We start from the raw sequence: 17216 nt of genomic DNA on the forward strand, positions 1-17216 counted from the left end.
ATGAATATTATGTTTGCGAGCCATACGTATATGGGAAGCCCGTTCGTCGTCGGCTCCCATCACTTATCCAGGGAAATGGAGAAGCTGGGGCACTCGGTTATTCACGTCAGTACCCCGCTAAGCCTGTTTCATCTTTTGAAGTGGAAAGATCGGGATATTCAGGCTCGATTCCGCATCTTGCAAGGGAATAAAGTCGATACGTCGGCCGTAGTCAACTCGGTTCCGATGTCACTGTTACCGTGGGAGATTGCCGGACCGATCTTCAAGCGGACGCAGAAAAATTGGATGTTGCCCGCAATAAAAAAGGTAATGCGCGAGCATGAGATGCCTTCAGTCGATTTGCTGCTGATCGACCAACCGCGCTTTGTCGGATTAGAGAAGTTGGTGTCGCCCAAAGTGACCATTTACCGACCGACTGATATTTATAGCAAAATGACCGGAGATGCTTCGATCGCCACAGCGGAACGAACGTTGATGTCGGTGGTCGACGGATTGGTATCCACTTCGGGACCTGTACTGTCCGAACTTCAGGAATACAACCCGGCCGTGCCGACGCTGCTGCTGGAAAACGGCGTCGAATACGAACACTTTTCCGCTCCGGCCGAAGAGCCTGATGATCTTAAACCGATTCCTTCTCCGCGCGCCGTCTACGTAGGAGCGTTGGACGAGCGGCTTGATTTGAAGGGGCTTAAGCTGTTGGCGAAGGAAAAGCCGAATGTCAGTCTCGTGATCATCGGTCCTGTAAATGACGAAACCAAGCGGGATTTCTCGGAGTTTGCCAATGTTTATTTTCTCGGGGCAAAAAAGTACGCGACCGTGCCTGCTTATCTCCAGCATTCGGACGTGGCGCTGCTGCCGCTCAGCAATCATGCCGCCAATGCGGGACGAAGTCCGATGAAGCTGTATGAATATGCCGCCGCCGGGTTGCCCGTTGTCGTGACGGAGACGCCGGAGTTGCTCAGACGCCAAGAACGCTTTCTCCATTTTTACCGGGATAGCGCGGAGCTGCCGAGCCAAGTGGAAGCTGCGCTGTCCGCAAAGCAGGATCGGCTGGCGATCCGCGAAATGGCGCGAAGCCATGCTTGGGAATCCAAAGTGAACACGCTGTTGGATTTTATTGATCAGTTACAGGTCAAGATCGGATAGACAATCTTAGATAGAGAATTGCAAACCTAAGGAGTGGCGATATGTCTTCATTAAAGAAGAAAGGGATCAAAGCGGCGAAGTGGTCGAGCATAGCCACGATCGTGACGATCGTGATCCAGCTGCTGCAGCTGGTCGCGTTATCCCGGATCTTGAGTCCGATCGACTACGGTCTGATGAGCATGACGATGGTCGTCGTCGCTGCGGCGGTCAACTTGACCGATGCGGGGATCTCGAACGCCATCATTCACCGCCAGGACGTAACCAAAAACCATCTTTCCAGTCTCTACATACTTAATCTCGTTACGGGAGCGTTTATCGGCGTCGTTATTTTCTTCTCGGCACCGCTCGTCGTCTGGTTCTACCAAGAACCGGAGCTGCTGAATCCGGTTCGCTGGATGGCGCTGCTATGTCTGCTTCCGGCTTTCGGTCAGCAATTCGAAGTTCTGTTCCGCAAAGAGCTGAAGTTCGATAATATCGCCAAAATCCAGATCATTTCCTACTTCGTCGGCTTCCTGCTCGCGGTCGGCGGAGCCATGGCAGGCTTCGGCGTCTACGCGCTGGTTCTGTCGAACCTGGGTAACGCCTTCGTCAAATCCTTTATGCTTTTGGCGCAAGGATGGAGAAAGTGGACCCCGACGCTGCATTTCGCCAAAAAGGATTTGAAAGGCTATCTGAGCTTCGGCGTATATCAGATGTCGTCCAACGTGATCCAGTCGCTGATGTCCAATATCGACTATATCCTGATCGGTCGTCTCTACAGCGCCCAGGTTCTGGGTTACTACTCGTTCGCGTTCCAGCTCTGCACCATGCCGGTATTGAAGCTGACGCCGCTGATCAATACAGTCAGCCTGCCGCTGTACGCGAAGATGCAAGACAACATGGAACGCTTGCGCAGCGGTTATATCAAAACGATCAGTCTTGTCAGTTATCTGAACGCTCCGATCTATCTCGGGCTGCTCGTTACCGCTCCGGTACTCGTGCCTTTCATTTTCGGAGCCAAATGGGAACCGAGCGTCATTTTGATCCAGGTGCTGTCGGTCGCCATGCTGATGCGTTCCTTGATCGTCCCGATCCAACCGCTGCTTCAAGCCAAAGGCCGGACCGACATGTACTTCCGCTATACGCTGATGGGCATGTGCATTCAGGTTCCGGGACTTGCGATCGGCACGTATGTCTGGGGCATCATGGGAACTTGCGTCGCTTACGTCGTGATCCAATTCTTGCTCATGATTATCCAATACCATTACGCTATGCGCCGGATGATCGGGCCTTGCTTGCGCGATTACCTGCGCAGCATGGCGCCGGGACTGTCTTACGGACTGATCATGGTCGCAGGCGTGCTGTTGATCAACTATTTGTCCGTTGCCGTGTTCTCTCAAGAAGCGAACTTCGTTATCCAAGTCGCTGTCGGAGCATTAATCTACTTTGCCGTTATTTTTCTTTTTAACAAAGAATTGTTTCAAAACGTCAAGAATAGGCTTATAAGTAAAACTAAGTTAGCTAAATGACGGTGATTGCGTTAACTAAGTTTACACATTCCGAGGAGGGCATCAATGATGACTAAAGTTAAAAAAGCAATTATCCCGGCGGCCGGCTTAGGAACAAGATTCCTGCCCGCAACGAAAGCCATGCCGAAAGAAATGCTTCCGATCGTAGACAAGCCGACTATTCAATATATTGTCGAAGAAGCCGTTTCCTCCGGCATCGAAGACATCATTATCGTAACGGGACGCAGCAAGCGGGCCATCGAAGACCACTTTGATAAAAACATCGAGCTTGAAGCGGACCTGGAAGAGAAGAACAAGGAAGAGCTGCTAAGTATCGTTCGCGAAGTAACCAACCTGGTCGAGATCCACTGCGTCCGGCAAAAAGAACCGCTCGGTCTCGGACATGCCATCTGGTGCGCACGCAAATTCATCAACGACGAGCCGTTCGCGGTATTGCTCGGCGACATGATCATCGACAGCGAAGTGCCTTGCCTGAAGCAAATGATGGATGAGCAGGCGCGTACCGGCGGCAATATGATCGCGGTCGAAGCCGTGCCTTGGAAAGACGTAAGCAGCTACGGCGTCATCAAAGGCGACAAGCTGACCGATAACCTGAACTTGATCACGGACCTCGTGGAAAAGCCGAAAACGGACGCGCCGTCCAACTTGGCGATGATCGGCCGTTATATCCTCGAACCGAGCATCATGGACATTTTGGAGCATCAGACAGCGGGCGTAGGCGGCGAGATTCAATTGACGGACGCGTTGAAAAAGCTGGCGGAACTGTCCAGAATGTACAGTTTCCGTTACGACGGAACCTTGTACGACGTAGGCAGCAAAATCGGTTATCTGAAGGCTAACGTTGATTTCGCGCTCAAACGCAGCGGCCTCGGCGACGAGCTTCGCGAATACCTGATCGCAAGCCTGGTCGATCCGGCCGCGGCTTCAGAAAAAAAGGATAATCTCAAAATCGTGTAACATAACGCGCATATCTTAAAAGACACCGATACGAATCGACAGAATGGAGGGGCAAGCATGAAATTGGTATTACTGTCCGGAGGCTCGGGCAAGCGGCTATGGCCATTGTCGAACGACGCCAGATCGAAGCAGTTTTTGAAAGTGTTGGAGAACGAGCGCGGCGAGATGGAGTCGATGGTCCAACGGGTTTGGGGACAAATCAAAGGTGCAGGCCTCGCCGATTCGGCGGTTATCGCAACGAGTAAAGTTCAAGTCGAAATTTTGCAGAATCAACTTGGCGGCGTGCCGATTATCGTGGAGCCGGAGCGTCGGGACACATTCCCGGCGATCGCTCTTGCGGCGTCGTATCTGTATTCCCAGGGAGTAGGCCTGGACGAGACGGTCTGCATCCTGCCTGTCGATCCGTATGTCGATGATCAATTCTTCGACCGGATTCGCGATTTGGAGGGGGCGCTGCACAATTCGGGAGCCAAAATGGCTTTGATGGGCGTCAACCCTACATACCCGTCTTCGAAATACGGATATATCGTGCCGGAATCGGATGAAAACAACAGCGATTACAAGAAGGTAGGACGATTTACCGAAAAACCTAGCGAAGATCGGGCCGAGCGGCTGATCGAGCAAGGCGCTTTGTGGAACTGCGGCGTGTTCGCCTTTAAGCTGAGCTATATGATGGATCATCTGCTCCGCGCGGGAATGCCGATGCAATACGAGGATCTGCTTGCCCGTTACGCGACGCTGGAGAAAATCAGCTTCGATTACGCGGTGGTGGAAAAAGAATCGCATATCGCCGTGATTCCTTACGACGGATACTGGAAAGATCTCGGTACCTGGAACACGCTCACCGAAAACATGGGCTTGCAGCATATCGGCAAAGGCGCGATCAGCGAAGATTCGCCCAATACGCATCTGATCAACGAATTGGATATTCCGGTTACGATTATCGGCGTTCCCAACGCGATCGTCGCGGTCAGCCCGGACGGGATTCTCGTATCCGACAAAGAAGCCAGTCCTCGGGTCAAGGACATGGTCGATCCCGGACAGCGTCCGATGTACGAAGAGCGTCGCTGGGGCTGGTATCGCGTGCTTGATTATTCCAAGTTCGGGGACGGCACCGAAGTGCTGACCAAACGCATCGGGCTCAAAGCCGGCAATAATCTGGGGTACCGCAAGCATCTTTATCGCGCAGATACGTGGACGATCATTAGCGGAAAAGGCATTTTGGTCAAAGAAGGCACGATTACGCCGGTTGCCGCAGGCGATGTGGTCACGATCGAGCCTGGAACGTACCACTGCCTTAAGGCGTTCCACGACATGGAATACATCGAGGTGCAAAAAGGCGAAGTCGTGCAAGAAGAAGACTTTGAGGAATTGTTCAGCAGTTGGAACGATATCGAACGCCACTGCGTGGTCAGCGGCGCGAAGGCGGCCGGAGCCGGCCGAAACGCTTTATGAAGCGCTGGGCGAAGATCGTGATTTCCGGCGTCGCCGTTCTGGCAATCGGCGTCGGAGCTTACGCGTACTCTATCTATCGCCCGGTTGTCGATACGATGGCATCCATTTATGAACCGCTGGAATCGGACGTGGCCGCAGGCTCCGCCGATCCGGCGGCTCAAGGCGGAAGCGTAACCGCTTCGGTTGGAAATGCCGGCGCGCAGCAGGCCGCACAGGAGCTTCCAGCCGATCTGAGCGAGACCAAGCCTTTCAATCTGCTGGTCCTCGGCGTCGACGAACGGGAGAATGACGTAGGCCGTTCCGACGCGATCATGATGCTGGCCGTCAATCCTCAGAAGCGTTCGGTCCTGATGTTCAACATTCCCCGCGATACGCGCACGGAGATTGTTGGCCGAGGCACGGTCGACAAAATCAATCACGCTTATGCTTTCGGCGGCGTGAACATGTCGGTAAATACGGTCGAGCAATTTCTGGACGTTCCGGTCGACTATTACGTGAAAGTCAACATGGAAGGCTTGGAGCGGATCATCGATATTTTGGGCGGCGTAACCGTGGACAACCCGTTCGAGTTCGATTTTGAAGGAACCGATTACAAAAAAGGCCTGATCGACATGAACGGACATGAAGCACTGATGTACTCCCGCATGCGTTACGACGATCCCAAAGGCGATATCGGCCGCAATGACCGTCAACAGCTGGTATTGTCCGCCCTGATCGAAAAAGGAAAAAATATCTCGAATTTGACCAAAGTCAACGCGTTGTTGGACGCGGTCAAAGATAACGTCAAAACGAATCTGACCAAGGACGATATGATGGACATTGTAACCAAATATCGGACGGAAATCGATTCGGTCGAGAAGGACGAAGTACAAGGCAGCGGCAAAAAGATCGACGGAATCTACTATTATATCGTGGACGATGCGGAGAAGACTCGTATTCGTGCCGAGCTGACAAATCAGCTTCAAAACGGTGACTCTTAAGGAAACGGAGGAGCAGGCGGCAATGGCAGTTAATCTTTTTTTCATCCCCCATCAAGATGACGAAGCGCTGACGTTCGGAGCGGGCATTCGCAATCATCTGAACGTCGGCGACGAGTGTCATGTAATTTTGTACACGGACGGTTCGTCTTCCAACGTCGTTCGACAATTGAACGGTCAGACCAAAAGCAATATGCACCGCAAGCTGCTGGACCCGAAGCGGGAAGGCTATACGCCATTGGATCGCACAGATCTGGTCCGTTACCGCAACGATGAATTTCTGCGTTCCTGCATAGCCTTGGGACTCCCCGTGGAACATGTGCATTTCGTCCAAGAATTACAGGACGGTACGACGACGGTCGAAGATTGCGAAGAACTGATTCGCGAATTTACGGACCGTTATCACGGTGCCCGAGTGAAGACGTTCACGGATTTGGGCGATAATCATCGGGACCATGCCAACATGGGCGCGGCGGCGCGAAATTTGTATCGACAGGAAAAGATCGCGGATCTGCGGCTTTACGTGGAGCCTTATAATCTGCGTCAAGCCAAAAAAGCGAATCGGGCAGTTCGGGTATTGAAAGAAAAGCCGGAAACCCATCGCGAATCCGTAGTCGCTTCCTTAAGCGAATATAAAAAATGGAACCCGGCACTTGAGCAATTCGCGATCGGCTATCATTCGGTTCGAAAAGAAATCGATGCGGCGATCGCGAATCCGGTGTCTTATTATCATAAGCCTTACTGATTGTTTTGCCCGTTGGACAAAAATCGGATAAAGGAGCTGCGACTGAATGAGCAAAATTTTGATTGTAGGCGGACAGATGGAAAATAAGGGTGCACAGGCGATGACTTTCACGGTGATCAACGAGATCAAGAAGCGTTATCCCGACAAAGAAATCCTGGTGAACTGTATCGATCCGGATCGGGGATACGCATTCGACATCATCAAGATCGGCAAAAAGCTTAAAATCGAAATGTTGGGTGGGGTATTCGGCACATTGGGCAAGCTGATTCCGAATGCCGAGCATGTCAACGTGACCCGCGGGGACATGGAGCGAATCATGAAGGATACGGACATGATGATCGACATCAGCGGCTTTGCTTTATCTTCCCAATTTACGATTCGTCACTCCGTGAACTATCTGGTCAATATTATGTTGGCCAAGCGTTATAAAGTACCTATGGTGCTCATGCCGCAATCGTTCGGACCTTTTGAATACGAAAGCAAGTATAAGTCGGTTATTATGGCGCTGATTAAAAAGTACATCACTTATCCGACCTACATATATGCGCGCGAGGATGAAGGGATGCAGTTTTTAAGCCGCTTCACGACCCGCAACCTGAAACGTTCGATGGATTTGGTGCTTCAAGGCAGCAGTGCATACGATCTGAATGTGCTGTTCAAACCGGGTGCTTACCAGCCGAATGAACGCGTCGACATCCAACCCAATTCGGTAGGGATCGTGCCCAACGTCAAAACGATGAAATACGGCTCCCGCGAGGACCTGCTTCAGGCTTATCGCAAAATGACCGACCACCTGCTGAAATCCGGCAAAAATGTGGTTCTGCTGCGTCATTCGACGGAAGACTTGGAGATTTGCAAAGGCATCAAGCAATATTATCCTAATGATGAGCGGGTTGTGCTGCTGGAAGATGAATATGATTGCATCGAGATCCATCATATTCTGGAACAATTCGAATTCATTATCGCGTCGCGCTACCATTCCATCATTCATGCGTACAAGGACGGCATTCCGGTCTTGGCACTTGGATGGGCAACCAAATATCAGGAACTGCTCGGACGATTCGGACAAAAAGAGTATATGTTCGATGTTCGCGACCTTGCGCATGTGGAGAGGGAAATCGAACGCAAGATTGACCTGATGATTGCTCGCCGCGAAGATGAATCGAAGAAGATCAAAGAAGTCACCGCAGAGATTCAGAGTCAAACGATCTTCAATGAAGTATTCGGCGAACTTCCCGTGACGGAACGAGCAAAGACGGAGATATCCGCGGAGCTTGAAGACGTCGAGAACGCAACGCTGCAAATCGGTTAGGGTAGCGCTGCGGGGCTGTGTGAAGAAACCTTTATTGAGCAGGCCGCAAGGTCTCCGGTAAAGGTTTTTTTGCGGTGAGCAGACATAGGCAAAGTTCAGGTTTTGTGCTACCCTTACGGAATATATGGAGAAGATCAAGCGGAAGGGAAGAATGCGCGTATGCAACAATTGTTTATTGGCGACATCTCGCTCAGCGACGGAACGATCGAATCGGTGCTGCTGCTTGAATCCGCTGCGAGAGTCGAGTTTCGGATGTGGGACGGCGGCAAAGCAATTTTTCGTTTCAAAGGCGTAATCGGCGTTCGGGACCGCAATGCAGCCGGGCAGGAAGTGGAATCGTTGGAGACGGAGGATGTGCTGCCGATTCGGAGTGTTCCAACCGACCCGTTTATAGCCGAGCTGTTGGAAGAACGGCCCGAAGGTCGAGCGGAAGGCGTAACGCGTTACGCTTTTATCGGTTCGTGGACGATGCGTCCGATCCTTGAAGTTTACGCGGAGGAAGTTGAAGCGGAACGTGCATACGCTCTTTAAAAAAGGGTTGGGAACCCATGGTTTTCACGCTTGAGATTTTGCTTCTCGGAACGGTTTAGGATGAAAAAAATGTGTTTATTTACCGCATGTGGACAAATTGCGCACTCGGCGCCGGATCGAAGCTGCTCCTGCCGCGTTCGTGCAAAAAATTCTCATTCTTTCAATCGAAGGAGCTGAAGCGTATGTCGATCGACCGTTTTATTTGGACCAAGTTAAGCCGCGCAGACAACGAAAAAACGAAAAAAAATCTGGCCAAGCTGTTGGCGATTCGGATTCGCAAAGCCGAGAAAGCCGAGCGGTTGACATCGTGACCCGAGCGTAATTGTCTGAAGACGTACAAAGGAGGTTCCTCTCGGAACCTCCTATTCGGCCTTTGTGCCGGCCGCGGCTTTTTCGCAATCTTCGTCGGAGAAGTGCAGGACTTCTTCTTCGGATTCCGAATGCTGCGGTTCGTTGATCCACTCGTCCGACCAGCCTTGAATGCAGGCGATCGTCGACTGGAGAGCGTGTCCTTTTTCGGTCAATTCGTATTCGATCCGGACCGGCGTCTCGGCATACACGTGGCGTACGACGATGCCTTCTTTCTCCAAATCTTTCAAGCGTTCCGACAACAGTCGTCCGCTAACCGGGAAAGCCGATTGAATGTTACAAAAACGCTGCGGTCCCGACAGCAAACGATAGATGATCAGACCGTTCCAGCGTTGCGACAGAATCTGCATGCCCCGTTCGAATCGAGGACAAAGCGTTGAGTTCTTCATGGGTTCACCTCCAAACTTTCCAAAGGAAAGTCACTGCCTGTAAGTTTCCTTGATCGCCTTGATTATATCACGAATTGCAGATGGAATGCGGATTTCCGTCATTATTTTCCGTCGGATCGTGAAATTAAGGAAGAACCTTTCTTTTTGCGCAGTAGCTCTTTATAAAAAAAGCGAATCTGACGAAAATAAATAGTGAGCAGCTACTACATCAACGGCGATCCTGCCAGAGGGAAGAAGGGAACTACATGAATATTTTGGAAGCGCTCGTACTCAGCATCCCGTATTTAAAAAAAATCACCAACGAAGACTTTATGATCGGCATTACGGATACGCAAAAATTCCTTTATTACGCGCCGTCCTCCGATCTTGATTTCGGCTTGTCCGTCGGTTCGCCGATTCCGCCGGATGACGCCAATTTGAAAAAAGCGCTTGCTGGACACTTATCCAGCACCCGCATTCCGGCTTCGGCCTACGGTGCCGAGCTTGAAGCAAAAGGCATCCCCGTCTTTAATGAAGAAGGAAAGGTTATTGGTGCATTGGCCGTTGCTTATACACGGAAGAACGAAGACTTCTTGCATGGATTCGGCGATCGGATGGAATCGGTTAGCCGGTCGTTAACGGATTTCGTCGCTTCGATTGCAGCGCAATCCCAGCAGCTGGCCGCCGCAACGACCGAAATCCGGGAAAATTCGGGTCGGGCCGTAAGCGATGCGCGCGAGGTGAACAAAGTCACTTCGTTCATTCGCGAAATTTCCGAACAAACAAATATGTTGGGACTGAACGCTGCGATCGAGGCCGCGCGCGTCGGTGAGTTGGGTGCGGGATTCCAGGTGGTGGCGAGTGAAGTGCGCAAGCTGTCCGTGGATACGAAACAGGCTACTCAGAGCATTGAACAGGCGCTCAACAACGTACAAGAAAGTATTGTACGAATGCAGCAGGAAATCACGTCGATCTCCGACGCGTCCAACGAACAGGCGCATTTGCTTGGCGAATTCAGCAGCCTGACGGACCAACTTAATCATCTGAATATTGAATTTTCCGAATTCACGCGAAAAATGTTGGATGAACGCGGTCGCATGAATTAACAAAAAGCAATCAGCACTGCGTGCGGCGAGGAAGCAGTGCCGCATGATGATCATACAATAAGCCGGTAAAACATGAAAAAAGACATTCCGCAAACCGGAATGTCTTTTTATGTACCGCTGCTGATGCCGCGCCACTCTTATTAGTAGAGGGACAGAGCGAGCGTGTCGCTTTCGCGGTACGAATGCAGAATGGCTTCGGAGCCGACAATTTCAATACTAATCAGGGAACCGATACAATTTTTCAAGGCACGTTTACCGTTGCTTAACTTATTATCTAATGCGCTGGTCAGCAGTCTGAGCATTTTCTGAGCGGGTTGAGTATTCTCGGCGTCAATGTAAACGGGAACCAGTTTTTCTTGAACCGTAATCGTCGTCGTTTTCATTACAATCACCTCGTCATGTTCTTTATCCTTGTTTGTATTATAAACTCGCTTCCTTAAAAACAAATTAAAAAAGGCTTAAATTTCTTCGTAAATATTACTATTTTCTCGGTTTTTTTTGAAAAACTCTCGATTCCTCCTTAATAGTTAGCCTATCGGCAGCGATCGCCGCTTGATTTTAATAGTTTTTACCCTGCCTTGCCTATTTATGAAAACCTTTTTGCGTGAATAATTAATCAATTTTCAAAAAAGGATTGAAAAAGCGGAAAATGATTGAATGCAAGAACTTTTCGGGTAATGAATACCTGGATTGGAGCAGCCGTCTAACTGCCTCCAAAAAGGTATTTACTTTCTGAAAACGAAGGAGTGGATCGCCATGACGGCACCGCGTTTTGAAGGCAGAACCGTGATTGTGACAGGAGCAGGTTCAGGAATAGGACTGGCAGCGGCCGTGAAATTCGCGCAGGAAGGCGCGAATGTCGCGTTATTCGAGCTTGACCCGCTTCGCGCGGAATCGGCGCGCGCAGAATTGGAAAGTATCCGGGGCGGCTCGGGCTTTGTCCAAATCGTAGATGTCTCCGACCCGGACGGCATGGAAGCGGCTTACCGGAATGTGAACGAGCATTTCGGAGGATTGGATGCCGTATTTGCGAATGCCGGAATCAACGGAGCAAAAGGTCCTATTGAGCATATGGAACTCGATGAGTTTAAAAAGACCATAGACGTGAATCTGGGCGGCATGTTTTTATCCGTGAAATACGCCATTCCTTATATGAAGAAACGCGGCGGGGGAAGCATCGTGATTACCAGCTCCGTAAACGGCAACGGAAGGTACTCCAGCGTCGGCATGTCTCCTTACAGCACATCCAAAGCCGGACAAGTCGCTTTCGCCAAAATGGCGGCATTGGAACTGGCTCGCTATCGGATTCGCGTCAATGCCATCTGTCCCGGCGCGATCTCGACGAACATCGACGAGACGACCGAAGAAGACGCCCGCATGGACGAGATCGCGATCCCGCTCGAATTTCCCCGGGGCGGCGATCATCCGCTCGCCGGACGTCACGGATTGCCGGAAGAGGTGGCCGACTTGGCGGTATTCCTCGCTTCTTCGGAGTCGCGCCATGTGACGGGGACTTCGATCACGGTGGACGGCGGGGAGTCTTTGTTGTTCTGAGGACGCTCGCCCGATTCCGCCCCTTCGCTCGGGTTGTTTCCCTTGCGGGAAGCCAAAAGTCGCTCAGGTGCGGAATCGGGCTCGCTGGGTCAGAGCATGGCGTGTAGGTAGGGCGCCCGGCCCTTTTGCATAGGCCGGGCTAGGGCGTGTCTTCAAACCTGCCAACGTGCATCTTTTACCGCCTTTTCGCGCTGCCCCGGATTCGTACCTAAAGCGTGTACGATTCCGGCAACGCAGCGTCACTTTCCCTTGACGTGCCCCGGCACGCCTTCAGAAAAGTTCCTTATTCAGCACGAAAATTCGGCAAAATCTTCTTCCGTCGAGGTTTGAAGACACGCCCTAGGTAGCTGCTTTGCAGGCTGCGGGAAAGCGGATTAGTGAGCTTTTTTATGCCGGAAGACTATGTAGCGGTTTAAGTCGCTTGTTAGTTCTTATCTTAAACGAGCAAACCCAATGCTGGTCGAGCAAGCCTTTTTAATAACTTTAAGCAGACGGCGGAGGGAGAAGTTCGGTGAAAGACGCCTTTGAACGAAGAAAGCTGAAAGCTTTCTTCGTGAGACAGCATCTTGAACGAATTTCTCTCTCCGCCTTCAAGCTTCTCCCAACGAATAGGAATTGCTTGGAATTTGAGCCCCGCCAAAGGATAGCCAAGGCAGGGCTTTTTGTCACGGAAAAGAGAGCCTGCTGCCCAAGGCAAAAAGAATCAGGTATAATGGAACGACAAAAGTCGATGGGATCGGGAGGGATTCGGATGGGTTGGTTATCGTGGTTGGCGGAGCAGAAGATCGACGAAGCGGCGCGCAACGGGGAGTTTGACGACTTGCCGGGAAACGGGAAACCGATTGAATTGGAAGATATGTCAGGAGTGCCTGAAGAACTTCGGGTTCCTTATCGGATTTTGAAAAATGCGGGGATGTTGCCGCAGGAGATTGTGTTGCGAAAAGAATGTTTGGAGTTGGAGGATTTGCTTGCGGCTTGCCGCTCGGATGAAGATCGTGAGGAAATTGGACGTCGATTGAATACGCAAAGGCTCAAACTTCGGATGGTTGAAGAAGAACGAGGCTGGAGCGGAGGCGCGTATTCGGAATATGCGGACAAGATCAAGGATCGGTTAGGCGGCGATTAATGCAGAAATCCAGTTATTTGATTTTTGCTCAAGCTTAAGTTTGAAATACCTGCAAATCTCCATTTATTTTTGAAAAAGCGTCTGAATTTTGGCTTACGCTTGCTCATTTAAATGGATAAATGCAGGTATTTCGGTGAATATGGAACATATCGAGTCGGATAAATGGATATTTGCAGTTATTTGTTCTTGCAAACCTTATAAATCAGGCACGTCCACGACGACGGGTTCTCGCGGAATCAAAGACAGATCGAAAGAGCTCACCAGCTCCGCGGCCGCTACCGCTTCCGGACGGTCGATTAATCCGCTCGCATGAGCCAGCCAGCCGACAAGCTGTTCAGGCGAAGTGCCGCGTTCGCGGAAGGACGAGATCGCGATGCCGCCGTGACGTTTGGCCAAGCGTTTGCCGTCCGATCCGTTCAATAGAGGGACATGCAGGAAATTCGGCGTTTCGAGTCCCAAAGCTTCATACAACAGGATTTGTCTCGGCGTCGAATCCAATAAGTCGTATCCGCGCAGGACGTCAGTGATCTTCATGTCCGCGTCGTCCATCACGACCGACAACTGGTACGAATGCAGGCCGTCGGCACGACGAACGACGAAGTCGCCTCCGCTGCCCGGCGCGAAGGATCGGGTTCCGGCGATGCCATCTTCAAAACGAACTTCACGACCTTCAGGCAGGGCGAAGCGGAGCGAAGGATCTTTATGCAGCGCTTTTTCGGCACGCTGCGCGGCCGTCAGATGCCGGCATGTTCCTGCGTAGGCAGGACCTTCGGAGGTCAATCCGTGGGGAGCGCTGGCAGCGGACAGAATGTCTGCACGACTGCAAAAGCAGGGATATAGTGCGCCTGCCGCTTCCAACTTCAGCAAGCCTGCTTCGTATCGTTCCAAACGCTCGCTTTGCGTATAGGGCGCGCAGGGACCGCCGACGTCGGGGCCTTCGTCCCAGTCCAGACCGAGCCAGCGCAGATCGAGCAGCGCGAGTTCGGCCCATTTTTCACGGGAACGCTCGGTGTCGATATCTTCCATGCGGAGTATGAATTCGCCGTTTAACGAACGCATATGGAGCCAGGAAATCAGTGCGGTGCGGGCATTGCCCAAATGCATTTTGCCGGACGGCGTAGGCGCAAAACGTCCGCGTCTCATTATCGTTCACTTCCTTGTTGGGGCGTGCACGCAAACCGGTACCTTGCGTTGCTTCAAGGTTTGCATGCAGGCCTTAGTATCGATCAGTAACAAAAGCGTCGCATGAATTCGAATGAATCGGATCAGACATACAGGCGAGCTTGACATGATCCATTATACGACACATTTTCTGTAGGCTGAAATTGCATGTTCGAATCAGTCTACTTATAAGGAAAGGGAACTGCCCAACATGAAAGAAGATCAAGTCCGAAACGCGAAAAAAGAAAGCGATTCCGGCGAAAGGTTCTCCGAAGCTCCTTTTTCCAAAAATAACGCGATAACGTTTCCCGTCGACTCCGCCCTGCCTGAGCTGAAACGAAGCCTTGCCGCAAATCGTCCCGCGATCCTGATTGCTCAGCCGGGAGCCGGCAAAACGACACGGGTCCCTCCTGCGCTGCTGCATGAACCTTGGCTGGAAGGGCGCAAGATTCTGATGCTGGAACCCCGGCGGCTTGCGGCGGTATCGGCAGCCGATTACATCGCGGAATCGCTCGGCGGGAAAACGGGAGAAATAGTCGGTTACCGGATTGCTTTGGATAGCAAATCCAGCTCTCGAACAAGGATCGAAGTTGTGACTGAAGGCATATTAACACGGATGCTGCAATCCGATCCTTCCCTGGAAGAAGTAGGTCTGGTCATTTTCGACGAGTTCCATGAGCGCAATCTGCAGGCGGATCTGGGATTGGCTCTTGCCTTGCAAAGCCGCGCCGTGCTGCGGGAAGATCTGCGTATTCTCGTGATGTCGGCGACGATCGATCCCGAGCCGTTGTCCGGCGTATTGGGCGGGGCGGACGTGATCCGCAGCGAAGGCAGAGTCTATCCGGTCGAGACGGCGCATCTCGGCGCTGCGCGGGAACTTCCGTTGGAACGCAAGGTGGCGCAGGCCGTGCGCCGGGCTTGGGAAGAGACGGAGGGAGGAATTCTCGTATTCCTGCCGGGGGTGCGCGAGATTTCGCGCGCGCGGGAAGAGCTGGTCCGCGGCGGAGGACTGACGGGCGCGGAGATTTTGGCCCTGCACGGCGGGCTGGGGCGCGAAGAACAGCGTCGCGCCGTTCGGGCTTCCGCGGACGGGAAGCGGAAGATCGTGCTCTCGACCACGCTGGCCGAGTCCAGCATTACGGTCGAGGGGGTGACGGCCGTCGTCGATAGCGGCCTGATGCGGACGCAGGTGTTTTCTCCGCGCACAGGCATGTCGCGGTTGGTCACGTTGACCGAATCGCTGGAGTCGGCGGATCAGAGGAGAGGGCGCGCGGGGCGGACTGCGCCGGGTATGTGTTATCGGTTGTGGAGCCGCGAAGAAGAGTCGGGCATGCCGACTTCCCGGATTCCCGAGATCCTGCAAAGCGATCTCGCGCCGCTTGCGCTCGAACTGGCAGCATGGGGCGTTCGCGATCCGAAGGAACTGGATTGGGTCGACGCGCCGCCGGAAGCCGGCTATGCGGAGGCGCAGACGCTGCTTCGGCGGCTGCATGCACTGGGCGAAGAAAATCATATTACGGAAGAAGGCCGGGCGATGAGCGACCTCGGCGTGCATCCTCGATTGGCCCGGATGATCCGGCGTGCTGCCGGTCTCGATATTGGCTTGCAGGGCCTTGCCTGCGATCTGGCGGCGCTGCTTCAGGAACAAGCTTCTTCTGCTGCGCCCGCCGGCGGAACGGTGACGGACACCGTGTCCTTGCTGCCGCGTTTGGAGGCTCTGCTTGCCGCCTCCGGTAAACGGAATTCAGGCACGCCGCGGACGCCGGAAGACCGGGCGGCGGAGCGTGCTGCCAGGCTGCGCCGAATTGCCGGCGTGACGGAAAGTTCGGATGGCGATCTCCATCGGGCAGGGTTGCTGCTTGCTTACGCTTTCCCCGATCGGATCGGGCGTCTTAGAGGAGGAGGACGATTCTTGCTTAGCGGCGGACGCGGCGTGTATATGCCCGAGCGGGAACTGCTGTCGAGGGAAGAATACGTGGTCGCCGCCGATATTGACGATCAGGGAAGCGAGGGACGAATATGGCTTGCGGCTCCGATCGAAGCGGACGATTTGAACCTTTTTGCTGCTGAAGAAGGGATCGAAGAAACATGCGTAGAGTGGGATTCGGACCGATCCGCCGTATCCGCGCTGCGGATCCGACGGATCGGTGCTGTCATTTTACAGTCGGCGCAAGCTTCTTCGCCCGATCCGGAAGCTGTCGGAGCCGCTTTGCTGGAAGGAATTCGGGCTGCTGACGGCCGGATTCTTCCATGGGGCAAGGAGGCGAGGGAACTGCAAAACCGCATGATGTTCATGCATCTGGCAGACTCGGAATTCCCCGCCGCCGACGATGTGACGTTGTTGGCAGAACTGGAAGAGTGGCTGCTTCCTTACGCATCGGGCATTCGCAATGAAGCGCAGCTCAAAAGGCTTAACCTCCCGCAACTGCTGGAACAGCGTTTAACCTGGGAGCAGCGACGGACGCTGGACGCGGAAGCTCCAACCCGTCTAAGCGTGCCCAGCGGTTCGCGTATTGCCGTTGATTACAGCGACCCCGAACGTCCTTTCATGGCGGTAAAGCTTCAAGAAATGTTCGGCCAAACCGAGACGCCCCGCATCGGACGCGGACGTGTGCCGATCACGTTACAATTGCTTTCTCCAGCCCGTCGTCCGGTACAAATCACGTCGGACTTGGCTAATTTTTGGAAAGAAACCTATTTCGAAGTAAAAAAGGATCTGAAGGGCCGTTACCCGAAACATTACTGGCCGGATGACCCGAACGGAGCCGAAGCGACAAGGCATGTCCGTCCCCGCAACTAAAGCGATTTTGCGCGGGAAAAGTCGGTTTTCCGCATAAAAGAATCGCTCGCCTCAATAGACCTGCATCCCTGGCGCGCCGATAACTCCGCGTTTCGCCTGCC

16 protein-coding genes are annotated in these 17216 nt (G+C 52.8%); 13 read left to right on the forward strand and 3 right to left on the reverse strand.

Annotation, left to right across the window (positions count from 1 at the left end):
- From SACSAC_RS13905 to SACSAC_RS28660, 9 genes are all read left to right on the forward strand, one after another.
- Positions 1-1146 carry a glycosyltransferase gene (locus tag SACSAC_RS13905; RefSeq protein WP_037287386.1) on the forward strand — a complete coding sequence of 382 codons (1146 nt, stop codon included), beginning with the start codon at positions 1-3 and terminating at the stop codon, positions 1144-1146.
- A 41-nt stretch (positions 1147-1187) separates the two neighbouring features.
- Positions 1188-2654 carry an MOP flippase family protein gene (locus SACSAC_RS13910; protein ID WP_037287389.1) on the forward strand — a complete coding sequence of 489 codons (1467 nt, stop codon included), beginning with the start codon at positions 1188-1190 and terminating at the stop codon, positions 2652-2654.
- 48 nt (positions 2655-2702) lie between these two features.
- The gene (gene galU / locus SACSAC_RS13915; RefSeq protein WP_037292825.1) at positions 2703-3611 is read left to right on the forward strand and encodes a UTP--glucose-1-phosphate uridylyltransferase GalU; all 909 of its coding nucleotides are present in this window, start codon (positions 2703-2705) and stop codon (positions 3609-3611) included.
- Positions 3612-3668: 57 nt separating this feature from the next.
- Entirely contained in the window at positions 3669-5066 is a 1398-nt protein-coding gene (locus SACSAC_RS13920) for a sugar phosphate nucleotidyltransferase (RefSeq protein WP_037287392.1), read from the forward strand.
- Entirely contained in the window at positions 5063-6046 is a 984-nt protein-coding gene (locus tag SACSAC_RS13925) for an LCP family glycopolymer transferase (RefSeq protein ID WP_037287394.1), read from the forward strand. Before SACSAC_RS13920 ends, SACSAC_RS13925 begins: the two co-directional genes overlap by 4 nt.
- Before the next feature lie 22 nt (positions 6047-6068).
- Positions 6069-6788: a PIG-L family deacetylase gene (locus SACSAC_RS13930; RefSeq protein ID WP_037287397.1), complete on the forward strand. Its 720-nt coding sequence runs from the start codon at positions 6069-6071 to the stop codon at positions 6786-6788.
- Between the two features lie 46 nt (positions 6789-6834).
- Positions 6835-8100 (forward strand): polysaccharide pyruvyl transferase family protein, encoded by a 1266-nt coding sequence (locus tag SACSAC_RS13935; RefSeq protein ID WP_037287400.1) that lies wholly within the window; start codon positions 6835-6837, stop codon positions 8098-8100.
- A gap of 159 nt (positions 8101-8259) precedes the next feature.
- Entirely contained in the window at positions 8260-8631 is a 372-nt protein-coding gene (locus SACSAC_RS13940; protein ID WP_037287402.1) for a hypothetical protein, read from the forward strand.
- Positions 8632-8813: 182 nt separating this feature from the next.
- The gene (locus SACSAC_RS28660) at positions 8814-8942 is read left to right on the forward strand and encodes a hypothetical protein (protein ID WP_281175778.1); all 129 of its coding nucleotides are present in this window, start codon (positions 8814-8816) and stop codon (positions 8940-8942) included.
- Positions 8943-8993: 51 nt separating this feature from the next.
- Here SACSAC_RS28660 and SACSAC_RS13945 read toward each other — a convergent pair whose 3' ends face one another.
- Positions 8994-9389 carry a winged helix-turn-helix transcriptional regulator gene (locus SACSAC_RS13945; protein ID WP_037287405.1) on the reverse strand — a complete coding sequence of 132 codons (396 nt, stop codon included), beginning with the start codon at positions 9387-9389 and terminating at the stop codon, positions 8994-8996.
- Between the two features lie 245 nt (positions 9390-9634).
- On the opposite strand from SACSAC_RS13945, the gene SACSAC_RS28665 reads away from it, so the two are divergent.
- Positions 9635-10474 (forward strand): methyl-accepting chemotaxis protein, encoded by an 840-nt coding sequence (locus tag SACSAC_RS28665; RefSeq protein WP_037287408.1) that lies wholly within the window; start codon positions 9635-9637, stop codon positions 10472-10474.
- Positions 10475-10614: 140 nt separating this feature from the next.
- On the opposite strand, the gene SACSAC_RS13955 is transcribed toward SACSAC_RS28665, so the two are convergent.
- On the reverse strand, positions 10615-10857 hold the full coding sequence (locus SACSAC_RS13955) for a hypothetical protein (protein ID WP_037287411.1): 243 nt from the start codon (positions 10855-10857) through the stop codon (positions 10615-10617).
- A 373-nt stretch (positions 10858-11230) separates the two neighbouring features.
- Between SACSAC_RS13955 and SACSAC_RS13960 the strand changes: the two genes are divergently transcribed.
- Positions 11231-12028 carry an SDR family oxidoreductase gene (locus tag SACSAC_RS13960; protein WP_037287414.1) on the forward strand — a complete coding sequence of 266 codons (798 nt, stop codon included), beginning with the start codon at positions 11231-11233 and terminating at the stop codon, positions 12026-12028.
- Between the two features lie 751 nt (positions 12029-12779).
- Positions 12780-13154 (forward strand): DnaJ family domain-containing protein, encoded by a 375-nt coding sequence (locus SACSAC_RS13965; protein ID WP_037292826.1) that lies wholly within the window; start codon positions 12780-12782, stop codon positions 13152-13154.
- Positions 13155-13349: 195 nt separating this feature from the next.
- On the opposite strand, the gene gluQRS is transcribed toward SACSAC_RS13965, so the two are convergent.
- Positions 13350-14297, reverse strand: coding sequence for a tRNA glutamyl-Q(34) synthetase GluQRS (gene gluQRS / locus SACSAC_RS13970; protein ID WP_037287416.1), 948 nt, complete (start codon positions 14295-14297; stop codon positions 13350-13352).
- Positions 14298-14526: 229 nt separating this feature from the next.
- On the opposite strand from gluQRS, the gene hrpB reads away from it, so the two are divergent.
- Positions 14527-17115: an ATP-dependent helicase HrpB gene (hrpB, locus tag SACSAC_RS13975; protein ID WP_084778065.1), complete on the forward strand. Its 2589-nt coding sequence runs from the start codon at positions 14527-14529 to the stop codon at positions 17113-17115.
- Positions 17116-17216 lie beyond the last annotated feature (101 nt).

The sequence above is a fragment of the Saccharibacillus sacchari DSM 19268 genome (genome assembly GCF_000585395.1).
GTDB classification, from domain to species: Bacteria; Bacillota; Bacilli; order Paenibacillales; family Paenibacillaceae; genus Saccharibacillus; species Saccharibacillus sacchari.

What these genes read in the sequence shown, in the direction of transcription:
- SACSAC_RS13905 (WP_037287386.1), top strand. Translation starts at nt 1, where the DNA reads ATGAATATTATGTTTGCGAGCCATACGTATATGGGAAGCCCGTTCGTC.
- SACSAC_RS13910 (WP_037287389.1), top strand. Translation starts at nt 1,188, where the DNA reads ATGTCTTCATTAAAGAAGAAAGGGATCAAAGCGGCGAAGTGGTCGAGC.
- galU (WP_037292825.1), top strand. Translation starts at nt 2,703, where the DNA reads ATGACTAAAGTTAAAAAAGCAATTATCCCGGCGGCCGGCTTAGGAACA.
- SACSAC_RS13920 (WP_037287392.1), top strand. Translation starts at nt 3,669, where the DNA reads ATGAAATTGGTATTACTGTCCGGAGGCTCGGGCAAGCGGCTATGGCCA.
- SACSAC_RS13925 (WP_037287394.1), top strand. Translation starts at nt 5,063, where the DNA reads ATGAAGCGCTGGGCGAAGATCGTGATTTCCGGCGTCGCCGTTCTGGCA.
- SACSAC_RS13930 (WP_037287397.1), top strand. Translation starts at nt 6,069, where the DNA reads ATGGCAGTTAATCTTTTTTTCATCCCCCATCAAGATGACGAAGCGCTG.
- SACSAC_RS13935 (WP_037287400.1), top strand. Translation starts at nt 6,835, where the DNA reads ATGAGCAAAATTTTGATTGTAGGCGGACAGATGGAAAATAAGGGTGCA.
- SACSAC_RS13940 (WP_037287402.1), top strand. Translation starts at nt 8,260, where the DNA reads ATGCAACAATTGTTTATTGGCGACATCTCGCTCAGCGACGGAACGATC.
- SACSAC_RS28660 (WP_281175778.1), top strand. Translation starts at nt 8,814, where the DNA reads ATGTCGATCGACCGTTTTATTTGGACCAAGTTAAGCCGCGCAGACAAC.
- SACSAC_RS13945 (WP_037287405.1), bottom strand. Translation starts at nt 9,389, where the DNA reads ATGAAGAACTCAACGCTTTGTCCTCGATTCGAACGGGGCATGCAGATT.
- SACSAC_RS28665 (WP_037287408.1), top strand. Translation starts at nt 9,635, where the DNA reads ATGAATATTTTGGAAGCGCTCGTACTCAGCATCCCGTATTTAAAAAAA.
- SACSAC_RS13955 (WP_037287411.1), bottom strand. Translation starts at nt 10,857, where the DNA reads ATGAAAACGACGACGATTACGGTTCAAGAAAAACTGGTTCCCGTTTAC.
- SACSAC_RS13960 (WP_037287414.1), top strand. Translation starts at nt 11,231, where the DNA reads ATGACGGCACCGCGTTTTGAAGGCAGAACCGTGATTGTGACAGGAGCA.
- SACSAC_RS13965 (WP_037292826.1), top strand. Translation starts at nt 12,780, where the DNA reads ATGGGTTGGTTATCGTGGTTGGCGGAGCAGAAGATCGACGAAGCGGCG.
- gluQRS (WP_037287416.1), bottom strand. Translation starts at nt 14,297, where the DNA reads ATGAGACGCGGACGTTTTGCGCCTACGCCGTCCGGCAAAATGCATTTG.
- hrpB (WP_084778065.1), top strand. Translation starts at nt 14,527, where the DNA reads ATGAAAGAAGATCAAGTCCGAAACGCGAAAAAAGAAAGCGATTCCGGC.